Genomic DNA, 11,676 nt, shown 5'->3' on the forward strand with positions numbered 1-11,676 from the left:
ACCCGGATGCCGGGCGTAATGCTGTTCAGATAAGCACGGAGAGTACTTTGTAGGAGCGCGCCATGCGCGCGAATCGCGGGCATGGCCCGCTCCTACAGATCCAACATCCAGCTTGAGTCGTTAAGTGAACAGCATTACGGCGAACGTACCGGGGCTTTTTCTTCCATCGACGATAGCAGCGGATGCCCGCAGGCCATCAGTGCTTGATGGCAACCTCATAGAGGTAATCCGGCAACGGATCGATGACCACCTGCTGGCCCTGGTAATGGGCCTTCACCGCCTCGCACGGCACCACGCCATGCGGTACCCGCTGGTCACCCCCCAGGCGCTGGCGCGCCCGATAGTCGATCACGCACCCGTCGGCTTCCACCCAGAAGTGCGGCGACAGCACCTTACCGTCCAGCTCGACCTGCCCCAACATTGCTCGATACGGAATATGCTGCTTGGCCAGGCGCGTCACGACCAGGCGGCTCATCGCGTCGCATTCGACCTTCGCGGCATCCAGATCATCAAGCAAAGTCTTTAACTGGGGTTCGTTCATTTGCAGTGGCCCTCGGTTGGCCTCGGTGGTGTAAACGGAGCCACTATAGACCAAAGTCTAATGCGGTGAAATGCCGCAATTTTCTTGCCAAACCATTTCTCAGGCCCCGCCCACCCTCGGCATTGGCCGAGCCACCCGCCACGAATGCGCCCCGCACAAAGCGGAAAACCGCGCAGACGACGGTGCCGTCAACGCGGTTTTCTGGAAGCGCCGGGCAGGCTGGAGCGGGGTTTCAGTCCTGCTTGGCGCCGTGCGCCTGCTGGTCGGCGTGGTACGAGGAGCGCACCAGCGGGCCGGAGGCGATGTTCTTGAAGCCCATCTTCATGCCTTCCTCGGCGAGCCAGGCGAAGGTGTCGGGATGGACGAAGCGCTGCACCGGCAGGTGGTTGCGCGAGGGCTGCAGGTACTGGCCGAGGGTCAGCATGTCGATGTCGTGCTCGCGCATGCGCTGCATGACCTCGATGACCTCGTCGTCGGTCTCGCCCAGGCCGAGCATCAGCCCCGACTTGGTCGGCACGCCTGGCACGCGCTGCTTGAACTGCTCCAGCAGGTCCAGCGACCACTCGAAGTCCGAGCCCGGGCGCGAGGACTTGTACAGCCGCGGTACGGTTTCCAGGTTGTGGTTGAACACGTCCGGCGGCTCGCTGGCGGTGATGTCCAGGGCGATCTCCATGCGTCCGCGATAGTCCGGCACCAGGGTTTCAAGCTGGATGCCGGGCGACAGTTTGCGGATCTCGCGCAGGCAATCGGCGAAGTGCTGGGCGCCGCCGTCGCGCAGGTCGTCGCGGTCCACCGAGGTGATCACCACGTACTTCAGGCGCATGTCGGCGATGGCCTGGGCGAGGTTCTTCGGCTCGTCGGGGTCCAGCGCGTTGGGGCGGCCATGGCCGACGTCGCAGAACGGACAACGGCGGGTACAGATGTCGCCCATGATCATGAACGTGGCGGTGCCGCTGGAGAAGCATTCGCCCAGGTTCGGGCAGGAGGCTTCCTCGCAGACGCTGTGCAGCTTGTGCTTGCGCAGGGTTTGCTTGATCTGGTCGACCTCGGGCGAAACCGGGATGCGCACCCGGATCCAATCGGGCTTCTTCGGCAGTTCGTCGGTGGGAATGATCTTCACCGGAATCCGCGCGACCTTCTCCGCTCCGCGCAGCTTGACGCCCGCCTCCACCTTGGCCGGCCGCTTGCCTGCCGTTTCTACACTACTCATATGCTTCGATTCCGCCCGCGAGGGTCTTCTGTTGCGCGTATCCGAGCTGCCGGACCAGTTGCGACCGCAGCCGGTCGAGTACTTCAGAGAAGTCGACCGGACCGATCAGGTCACGCAGCTGGGTCATGGTCAGCCCTGCATAACCGCAGGGATTGATGCGCCGGAAGGGTTCGAGATCCATGTCCACGTTCAGCGCCAGGCCGTGGAAGGAGCGGCCATTGCGAATGCGCAGGCCCAGGGAAGCGATCTTCGCGCCGTCGACGTAGACGCCCGGCGCATCCGGCTTGGCTAGCGCCTCGACGTCATATTCGGCGAGCAGATCGATCAAGCTGCGTTCGATGCGGCTGACCAGCTCGCGCACGCCGATACCGAGCCGGCGCACGTCCAGCAGCAGGTAGCCGACCAGCTGGCCCGGGCCATGGTAGGTCACCTGGCCGCCGCGGTCGACCTGCACCACCGGGATGTCGCCGGGGAACAGCAGGTGCTCTGCCTTGCCCGCCTGGCCCTGGGTGAATACCGATGGATGCTGCAGCAGCCAGATCTCATCGCCGCTGTCGGGCCCGCGGCTGTTGGTGAAATGCTGCATCGCCTGCCAGGCGGTGCGATAGTCGACCAGTCCCAGCTCACGCACACCCACGTCGTGGGTCATCACAGCACCATGTGAACACGACCGGTGGCGCGCAGGTCGACGTGAATGGCCTGCAATTGCTCGACGCCGGTGGCGGTGATCAGCACCTGCAGCGAAAGGAAGCGGCCATTGCGACTGTCGCGGGTGACCACCGTGGTTTCGTCGAAGTCCGGCGCGTGGCGCTGGATCACCTCGATCACGGCTTCGCGGAAACCCTCGCCGGCATCGCCGATCACCTTGATCGGGTAGCGCTCGCAGGGGAAATCGATCTTGGGTGCGGGAATATCGTTTTGGCTATCGGTCATGGCGAACGGACTCGTGATCCGCAGGCGCGCCGCAGCCGGATGGGCCAGGGCGCGCTCGAGCGTGGTCAGTTGAACAGGCTGTAGAAGAACAGGCGAATGCTATCCCAAAAACGCCGGAACAGCCCACCTTCTTCGACGGCCTCCAGGGCGACCAGGTCGCTGCTGCGCAGCACCTTGTCGTCCAGCTTGACCTCGACCTTGCCGATCACGTCGCCCTGCTGGATCGGCGCGATCAGGGTGCCATCGAAACTCATCACCGCCTCCAGCTTCTCCACCTGGCCGCGCGGCAGGGTCATGGTCAGGTCCTGGGCCAGGCCGGCCTTGAGCGTCTCCTGCCGGCCCTTCCAGACTCGCGCCTGCGCCAGCTCCTGGCCCTTCTGGTAGAAGGTGCGGGTCTCGAAGAAGCGGAAGCCGTAGGTCAGCAGCTTCTGCGTCTCGGCGGCGCGCGCCTGCTCGCTGTCGGTGCCGAACACCACGGAAACCAGGCGCATGTCGTCGCGCACCGCGGATGCCACCAGGCAATAGCCGGCTTCTTCGGTATGCCCGGTCTTCAGGCCGTCGACGGTCTTGTCACGCCACAGCAGCAGGTTGCGGTTGGGCTGCTTGATGTTGTTCCAGAAGAACTCCTTCTGCGCGTAGATCGCGTAGTGCGCCGGATCCGCATAGATGATCGCGCGGGCCAGCTTGGCCATGTCGTGGGCCGAGGAGTAGTGCTCCGGGTTCGGCAGGCCGGTGGCGTTGACGAAATGCGTGTTGCTCATGCCCAGGCGCTGCGCGGTGCTGTTCATCAGGTCGGCGAAGGCTTCTTCGCTGCCGGCGATGTGTTCGGCCATCGCCACGCTGGCGTCATTGCCGGACTGGATGATGATGCCGTGCAGCAGATCGTCCACCGAGACCTGGGTATTGACCTGGATGAACATGCGCGAGCCGCCGGTGCGCCAGGCCTTCTCGCTGACGGTGACCATGTCGCTGTCGCTGATCTGGCCCTTCTGGATTTCCAGCGTGGCGATGTAGGCGGTCATCAGTTTGGTCAGGCTGGCCGGCGGCAGGCGCTCGTCGCCGTTGTGCTCCACCAGCACCTCGCCGCTGGCCGCGTCCATCAGCATGTAGGACTTGGCCGCCAGCTGCGGCGCCGACGGCACGATCGAGGCGGCCCAGGCGGCCGGAGCGAGCGTCAGCAAGGCGAGGATAACGAAGCGATTAACGAAGCTGGTGATGTTCATCCGAATCTCGAATTGGTGAAGTGAAACAGGGTATTGAAGGGTGCGGCTCAGTCGGCCGTGACACGCCTGGGCTGGCCCAGGTTGGCCAGGCGGACGCTCTGCTCGAGCTGCATGGCCTCATCCGGCGTGCCGATGGGGCCCAGGCGTACCCGATGCAGGGTCTGCTGGTTGAGCACCACCGAGCTGATGAAGACCGGCGCAGAGACCACCTCGCTCAGCTTGTCCTTGAGCAGCTGCGCCGCATCCGGATTGGCGAAGGCGCCGACCTGGAGAAACAGGCCAGAGGCTGCGGACGAAGCGTTTTTTTTTTGCGTCGATCTCGACCGGCACGGCAGCGGCGGCATGCTGCTGGGGCGGTGGCGTGTATTGCTCGATGGGTTGCGCCAGGCGGCTGCCCGGCTGGACCGAAGCCAGTTGCGGTTGCGCCAGCACCGTGGGCACCGGCCGCCCCTGCTCGGCCCACCACGCCTGCGGATCGATACCTTCGACCTTCACCCGCGCGGTCCCGCTTTCGGCATAGCCGAGCTTCTTCGCCGCGGCGAAGGAAAGATCGATGATGCGATCGGAATAGAACGGCCCGCGATCGTTGACCCGCAAGGTCACGCTCTTGCCATTGTCCAGGTTGGTGACCTTGACGTAGCTCGGCAGCGGCAGGGTCTTGTGCGCCGCGCTCATGCCGTACAGGTCGTATTTTTCGCCGTTGGCGGTCGGCTGGCCGTGGAACTTGGTACCGTACCAGGAGGCGGTTCCGGTGGCCGAATAGCGGCGGCCGTCGCTGATCGGGTAGTAGGTCTTGCCCAGCACGGTGTAGGGGTTGGCCTTCACCGGCCCGTAGTGCGGCATGGGGATCGCGTCCGGGATCTGCGAGACATCCACGTCCCACCAGGCGCGCCATCCTTGTGCGGGCGGGCGTAATCGCCGGGGCCGCTGGCCTTGTCCACGGAGCCGGTCGGCGCCGGGCTCGAGGAGCAACCGGCCAGCAGCGCGCCGGCGATACCCAGCGCCAGCCATCGGGAATGGAGCGTCATCGTCATTGTGCGCCTCGCGCTTCGGCCAGTTGCTGGGCCAGCTGATGGACCGCCATGGCGTACATCACGCTGCGGTTGTAGCGCGTGATGACGTAGAAGTTGGGGAGGCCCAGCCAGTATTCGTCGCCTTCGGCGCCTTCCAGGCGGAAGGCCGTCACGGCCGTTTCATCGGCCACCGGTTGCTCGAAGCGCCAGCCCAGCTCGCGCAGCTGGGCGACATTCTTCAGCGGTTCCAGGCCGGCGCTCAGGCCTTGCTCGTAGCGCTCGCCGGACACCTCGGCGCGCGCCACCACCGGCTCGCCGGCCGCCCAGCCGTGCTGCTTGAAGTAGCTGGCGGCGCTGCCGATGGCATCCACCGGGTTGTTCCAGATGTCGATATGGCCATCGCCGTCGAAGTCCACCGCATAGGCGCGGAAGCTGCTCGGCATGAACTGCGGCAGGCCCATGGCGCCGGCGTAGGAGCCCTTGAGCGCGAGCGGATCGACCTGCTCCTCGCGGGCGAGCAGGAGGAACTCCTTGAGCTGCTGGCGGAAGAACGGCTGGCGCGGCGGGTAATCGAAGCCCAGCGTGGACAGCGCGTCGATGACCCGGTAGTTGCCGGTGTTGCGCCCGTAGAAGGTTTCCACGCCGATGATGGCGACGATCACTTCCGGCGGCACGCCGTATTCGGCCTCGGCACGCGCCAGCGCCTCGTGGTTTTCCCGCCAGAAGTCGACGCCCTGGGCGATGCGCGAGTCGGTGATGAAGATCGGCCGGTATTCCTTCCACGGCTTGACCCGCTCGGCCGGCCGCGAAATGGCATCGAGGATGACCTGCTTGCGTTCGGCCTGGGCGAACAGCGCGAGCAGCTGCTCGCCAGCGAAGCCGTAGTCGCGCGTCATCTCGGCGACGAACTCGTGCACGTTGGGCCCCGCGTAGTCCGCCGCCGACAGCGGCTGGGCCCCCACGACAGCGCCAGCCAAGCCCATGCCCCCGAGCATCCGTGCCACCCAGCCACGCCGTAATGAAATCAACGAATTCACTCTTATCAAACCTGCGCGATCCACTTGCGATGGGTGTGGATCGACATCAAAACCCCGAACCCTGACAGCAGGGTCACCAATGAAGTTCCACCATAGCTGATGAAGGGCAACGGCACCCCCACCACTGGCAGCAGCCCACTGACCATACCGATATTGACGAAAACGTAAACGAAGAATGTCATCGTCAACGCGCCGGCCAGCAGTTTTCCGAACAGCGTCTGCGCCTGCACGGTGATCAGCAGCCCGCGGGTGATCAGCAGCACGTATACCAGCAGCAGCAGGCAGACGCCCACCAGGCCGAACTCCTCGGCGAGCACCGCGATGATAAAGTCAGTATGGCTTTCCGGCAAAAATCCAGGTGCGACTGGGTGCCGGCCAGCCAGCCCTTGCCGAACACCCCGCCCGAGCCGATCGCCGCCTTCGACTGGATGATGTTCCAGCCGGTGCCCAGCGGATCGCTTTCGGGGTCGAGGAAGGTCAGCACGCGCTGCTTCTGGTAGTCGCGCAGCACGAAGTACCACATGGCCACCGCGACGGGCACCACTGCGGTCACCGCGCCGATGATCCAGCGCCAGCGCAGCCCGCCGATGAACAGCACGAAGGCGCCCGAGGCGAGGATCAGCAGCGCCGTGCCGAGGTCGGGCTGCTTGAGGATCAGCACGAAGGGAATCAGGATCAGCGCCAGGCTGATGGCGGTGTGCTTGATGCCCGGCGGCAGGCTGCGCGACGACAGGTACCAGGCGATGGTCATCGGCATGATGATCTTCATGAACTCGGACGGCTGGAAGCGGATCACCCCGGGGATGTTGATCCAGCGCGTGGCGCCCATCGCCGTGTGCCCCGCGACCTCCACCGCCATCAGCAGCGCCACCACCCCCAGGTAGCCCAGCGGCACCCAGCGCGCCATGAAGCGCGGTTCGAACTGGGCGATCACCAGCATCGCGCCGAGGCCGAGGCCGAAGGAACTCGCCTGCTTGATCACCAGGTCCCAGTTCTTGCCGCTGGCCGAATAGAGAATGAACAGGCTGCCGGCGGCCAGCAACAGCAACAGCAACAGCAACAGGCCGTCGATATGCAGCCGCTGCAGCAGGCTGGCGCGACGCCGCAGCACGTCGTCGCGCGACAGGGTACGGTCGAAGTTGCCGCTCATGGCGCCTTGCCCTCCGCGGTCAGCGGCGGAGCGAACTCGGCCTTGAGCTTGCCCTCCTCGTCCAGCAGCCAGGCATCCATGACCTGCTTGGCCACCGGAGCGGCGACGCCGGAACCGGATTCGCCATTCTCGACCATCACCGCCACGGCGATCTTCGGGTCATGCACCGGGGCGAAGGCGACGAACAACGCATGGTCGCGATGTCGCTCGGCCAGCTTGGCACTGTCGTACTTCTCGCCCTGCCGGATGGCCACCACCTGCGCGGTACCGCTCTTGCCGGCGATGCGGTAGGCCGAGCTGTCGCCGACCTTGCGCGCCGTGCCGCGCGGGCCGTGCAGGACCTGCTCCATGCCGTGCGCGGCGTAATCCCAGAAGCGCGGATCGCGCAGTTCGATGTCCGGCAGCGGCTCCGGATCCACCGGCGGTTCGCCATCGATGCTGCGCGCCAGGTGCGGACGAATCCACTTGCCGCGGGTGGCCACCAGGGCCGTGGCCTGGGCCAGCTGCAGCGGCGTGGCCTGCATGTAGCCCTGGCCGATGCCGAGGATCACGGTCTCGCCGGGATACCAGGGCTGGCGATAGCGCGCACGCTTCCATTCGCGCGACGGCATCAGCCCCGCAGTTTCCTCGTACATGTCCAGCGACACCCGCTGGCCCAGGCCGAAGCGGGTCATGTAGTCGTGCATGCGGTCGACACCCAGCTTGTGCGCCATGTCGTAGAAATAGGTGTCGTTGGAACGGGCGATGGCCAGGTCCAGGTCGACCCAGCCGTCACCGCTGCGGTTCCAGTTGCGGTACTTGTGCTGCACGTTGGGCAGTTGGAAGAAGCCCGGGTCGAACACCCGGCTGCTCGGCGTGATCACGCCGGCGTCGAGCCCGGCGACGGCCATCATCGGCTTGATGGTCGAGCCCGGCGGGTAGAGCCCGCGCAGCACCCGGTTGTACAGCGGCCGGTCGATGGAGTCGCGCAGCTCGCCGTAGTCCTTGAAGCTGATGCCGGTGACGAACAGGTTGGGGTCGAAGCTCGGCTGGCTGACCATCGCCACCACCTCGCCGGAATCCGGCAGCAGCGCGACGATCGCCCCCCGGCGCCCGCCCAGCGCCTGCTCGGCGGCCTGCTGCAGATCGAGATCCAGCGACAGGGTGATGTCCTTGCCCGGTATCGTCGGTGCGCTTGAGTACGCGCAGGACCCGCCCGCGGGCGTTGGTCTCGACCTCCTCGTAACCGACCTGACCGTGCAGCTGGTCCTCGTAGAACTTCTCGATGCCGGTCTTGCCGATATGGTGCGTGCCGCTGTAGTTGACCGGATCGAGCTGCTTGAGCTCCTGCTCGTTGATCCGCCCGACATAGCCCACCGAATGGGCGAAATGCGCACCTTGCGGGTAATGCCGGACCAGTTGTGCCGCCACCTCGACGCCGGGCAGGCGGAACTGGTTCACCGCGATGCGGGCGATCTGCTCTTCCGACAGCTCGTACATGATCGGCACCGGCTCGAACGGCCGGCGTCCCTGCAGCACACGCTTCTCGAACAGCCCGCGCTCCTCCTCGCCCAGCGCCAGCACTTCGACCACCACATCGAGCACGGCCTTCCAGTCGCCGGCGCGCTCGCGGGTCACGGTCAGGCTGAAGCTCGGCCGGTTGTCGGCGATGACCCGGCCCTGGCGATCGAAGATCAGCCCGCGATTGGGCGGGATCGGCTGCACGTGGACGCGGTTGTTCTCGGAAAGCGTCGAGTGGTGCTCGAACTGCACCACCTGCAGGTAGTACATCCGTGCCACCAGCACGCCGATCAGCAGCAACACGAAGGCAAGGCCCACCAGGACCCGGCGACGCACCAGGATGGCGTCCTTCTCGTGATCCTTGAGCTGAATCGGTTGCGGCATCGTGAAGGGGTTCGCGTACTACTTGTGATAGGGATGACCGGACAGCAGCGTCCAGGCACGGTAGATCTGTTCGCCGACCAGGATGCGCACCAGCGGGTGCGGCAGGGTCAGCGGCGACAGCGACCAGCGCTGCTCGCTACGCGCGCAGACCTCCGGCGCCAACCCTTCCGGGCCGCCCACCATGAGGTTGACGTTGCGCGCATCGAGGCGCCAGCGCTCCAGCTCCGCGGCCAGCTGCTCGGTGCTCCAGGGTTTGCCGTGCACCTCCAGCGTGACGATGCGCTCGCCCGGCTGGACCTTGCCCAGCATGGCCTCGCCCTCCTGGCGAATCAACCGTGCCACGTCGGCATTCTTGCCGCGGGTATTGAGCGGTATCTCGTGCAACTCCAACGGCAGCTCGGCGGGCAGGCGCTTGGCATACTCCTGCCAGCCGTCCTCGACCCAGCGCGGCATCTTCGAGCCGACGGCGATCAGCTTGATGCGCACGCCTACTCCGAATCGTGAGCGTGCTGCGCGCGGCTCTGCTCGGCACCCTGCCAGAGGCGCTCGAGGTCGTAGAACTGGCGGGTTGGCACCTGCATCACGTGAACCACCACGTCGCCGAGGTCGAGCAGCGCCCATTCGCCGCCTTCCAGGCCTTCGCTGCCCAGCGGGCGCACGCCCTGCTCCTTGGCCTTCTCCAGCACGTTCTCGGCCAGCGACTTGACGTGCCGGCTGGAATTGCCGCTGGCGATGATCATGTAATCGGTGACGCTGGTCTTGCCGCGCACATCGATGGTGGTGATGTCCTGGCCTTTCAGGTCTTCCAGGGCGGCGATCGCCAGCTGGACCAAAGTTTCGGTTTGCATAACGTGGAAACAACCTCAGTTCGACGCCCGGTACAGCCCGTGCGCGTTGATATAAGCCAGTACGGCATCGGGAACCAGGAATCGGACCGACTTGCCGCTGGCCAGCAATTGGCGAATCTGTGTGGCGGACACCTCCAGCGGCGTCTGCCAGACGAAGGCGATCTGCCCGCTGCCGCCGCACAGTGCCTGCGGATCGGGCACGCTGCGCGCGGCGAGCAGATCGCGCAGTTCCTGCGGCGCCTCGCTACCGGCATCCGGCCGCTGCAGCACGAGGATATGGCAGTGATCGAGCAGCTCCTCCCAGCGATGCCAGGTGGGCAGCCCGCAGAAGGCGTCCCAGCCCACCACCAGCAGCAACTGGTCGTCCGCCGCCAGTTCGGCACGCAGGGAAATCAGCGTATCGATGGTGTAGGACGGTTTTTCCCGCTCCAGCTCGCGGGCATCCACGCACAGCGGCGGCAGGTCCTGCACCGCCAGGCGCACCATGGCCAGGCGGTCCTGCGCCGAGCAGCTGGGCGTATCGCGATGCGGCGGCCGGGCATTGGGGACCAGCCGCAGCTCGTCGAGGCCGAACATCTCGGCCACCTCCAGCGCACCGCGCAGGTGGCCGATGTGTACCGGATCGAAGGTGCCACCGAGAATACCGATGCGTCGGGCGCCGTTGCGTCGCGTCATCAAGTGCGCACGTGACCGTCGCCGAAGACCACGTACTTCTCGCTGGTCAGCCCTTCCAGGCCGACCGGGCCGCGGGCGTGCAGCTTGTCGGTGGAGATGCCGATCTCCGCCCCCAGGCCGTACTCGAAGCCATCGGCGAAACGCGTCGAGGCGTTGACCATCACCGAGCTGGAGTCGACCTCGGTGAGGAAGCGCCGGGCGTCGCTGAAGCTCTCGGTGACGATCGCGTCGGTGTGCTGCGAGCCATAGCGATTGATGTGCTCGATGGCCGCGTCCAGCGAATCGACGATGCGGATCGACAGGATCGGCGCGTTGTATTCGGTGGCCCAGTCCTCCTCGCTGGCCTCGAGCACGTCGCGGCCGAGCAGTTCGCGGGTGCGCGGGCAGCCGCGCAGCTCGACGCCCTTGTCGCGGTAGATGGCCGCCAGCGGCGGCAACACCTGCGCGGCCAGCGCACCGTGCACCAGCAGCGTCTCCATGGCGTTGCACGGCGCGTAGCGCTGGGTCTTGGCGTTGTCGGCGATGCGGATGGCCTTGTCCACATCGGCGGCGACGTCGATGTAGACGTGGCAGATGCCGTCCAGGTGCTTGATCACCGGCACCTTGGCGTCGCGGCTGATGCGTTCGATCAGGCCCTTGCCGCCGCGCGGCACGATCACGTCGACGTATTCCGGCATGGCGATCAGTGCGCCGACCGCGGCGCGGTCGGTGGTCTCCACCACCTGCACGGCAGCAGCCGGCAGCCCGGCCTCGGCCAGGCCCAGCTGGATGCAGCGGGCTATCGCCTGGTTGGAATGGATCGCCTCGGAACCGCCGCGCAGGATGGTCGCGTTGCCCGACTTCAGGCACAGGCTGGCGGCATCGATGGTCACGTTGGGGCGCGACTCGTAGATGATCCCGACCACGCCCAGCGGCACGCGCATCTTGCCGACCTGGATACCCGACGGCATGTAGCGCATGTCGCGGATCTCGCCGATCGGGTCCGGCAGCGCGGCGACCTGGCGCAGCCCTTCGATCATGCCGTCGATCACCTTGGGCGTCAGTGCCAGGCGATCGAGCATCGCCGCATCCAGGCCGTTGGCGCGGCCACCGGCCAGGTCCTTCTGGTTGGCGGCGGCCAGCTCGTCGCGGGCGGCGTCGAGCGCGGCGGCGGCGGCCTGCA

At 66.1% G+C, this 11,676-nt stretch carries 10 protein-coding genes and 3 pseudogenes; all 13 read right to left on the reverse strand.

The window, feature by feature from the left end; genetic code table 11:
• Positions 1-196: 196 nt before the first annotated feature.
• Complete coding sequence (locus tag BAY1663_RS20665) at positions 197-541, reverse strand: hypothetical protein (RefSeq protein ID WP_037044523.1); 345 nt, start codon at positions 539-541, stop codon at positions 197-199.
• Between the two features lie 232 nt (positions 542-773).
• Positions 774-1,751: a lipoyl synthase gene (gene lipA, locus BAY1663_RS20670; protein WP_037044525.1), complete on the reverse strand. Its 978-nt coding sequence runs from the start codon at positions 1,749-1,751 to the stop codon at positions 774-776.
• On the reverse strand, positions 1,744-2,400 hold the full coding sequence (lipB, locus tag BAY1663_RS20675) for a lipoyl(octanoyl) transferase LipB (RefSeq protein WP_037044527.1): 657 nt from the start codon (positions 2,398-2,400) through the stop codon (positions 1,744-1,746). Before lipB ends, lipA begins: the two co-directional genes overlap by 8 nt.
• The gene (locus BAY1663_RS20680) at positions 2,400-2,684 is read right to left on the reverse strand and encodes a DUF493 domain-containing protein (protein ID WP_037044528.1); all 285 of its coding nucleotides are present in this window, start codon (positions 2,682-2,684) and stop codon (positions 2,400-2,402) included. The genes lipB and BAY1663_RS20680 overlap by 1 nt, the downstream gene beginning before the upstream one ends.
• Positions 2,685-2,749: 65 nt before the next feature.
• Positions 2,750-3,907 carry a D-alanyl-D-alanine carboxypeptidase family protein gene (locus BAY1663_RS20685; protein ID WP_037044529.1) on the reverse strand — a complete coding sequence of 386 codons (1,158 nt, stop codon included), beginning with the start codon at positions 3,905-3,907 and terminating at the stop codon, positions 2,750-2,752.
• Positions 3,908-3,954: 47 nt separating this feature from the next.
• Positions 3,955-4,935: pseudogene (locus BAY1663_RS20690) on the reverse strand (septal ring lytic transglycosylase RlpA family protein).
• Between the two features lie 2 nt (positions 4,936-4,937).
• A complete protein-coding gene (gene mltB / locus BAY1663_RS20695; protein ID WP_037044530.1) occupies positions 4,938-5,915 on the reverse strand; it encodes a lytic murein transglycosylase B in 978 nt (325 codons plus the stop codon).
• 47 nt (positions 5,916-5,962) lie between these two features.
• A pseudogene (gene rodA, locus BAY1663_RS20700) lies at positions 5,963-7,065 on the reverse strand (rod shape-determining protein RodA).
• A 38-nt stretch (positions 7,066-7,103) separates the two neighbouring features.
• Positions 7,104-8,991, reverse strand: a pseudogene (gene mrdA, locus BAY1663_RS20705) (penicillin-binding protein 2).
• Between the two features lie 18 nt (positions 8,992-9,009).
• Positions 9,010-9,477 carry a 23S rRNA (pseudouridine(1915)-N(3))-methyltransferase RlmH gene (rlmH, locus tag BAY1663_RS20710; RefSeq protein WP_037044531.1) on the reverse strand — a complete coding sequence of 156 codons (468 nt, stop codon included), beginning with the start codon at positions 9,475-9,477 and terminating at the stop codon, positions 9,010-9,012.
• 2 nt (positions 9,478-9,479) lie between these two features.
• A complete protein-coding gene (gene rsfS, locus BAY1663_RS20715) occupies positions 9,480-9,839 on the reverse strand; it encodes a ribosome silencing factor (RefSeq protein ID WP_037044532.1) in 360 nt (119 codons plus the stop codon).
• Between the two features lie 15 nt (positions 9,840-9,854).
• A complete protein-coding gene (nadD, locus tag BAY1663_RS20720; RefSeq protein ID WP_037044533.1) occupies positions 9,855-10,514 on the reverse strand; it encodes a nicotinate-nucleotide adenylyltransferase in 660 nt (219 codons plus the stop codon).
• Positions 10,514-11,676: glutamate-5-semialdehyde dehydrogenase (locus BAY1663_RS20725; protein WP_037044535.1), on the reverse strand; the 1,163-nt coding region annotated here is incomplete at its 5' end. The genes nadD and BAY1663_RS20725, both read right to left, overlap by 1 nt.

It is taken from the genome of Pseudomonas sp. BAY1663, assembly GCF_000582595.1.
In the GTDB taxonomy this organism is placed as follows: domain Bacteria; phylum Pseudomonadota; class Gammaproteobacteria; order Pseudomonadales; family Pseudomonadaceae; genus Stutzerimonas; species Stutzerimonas stutzeri_AF.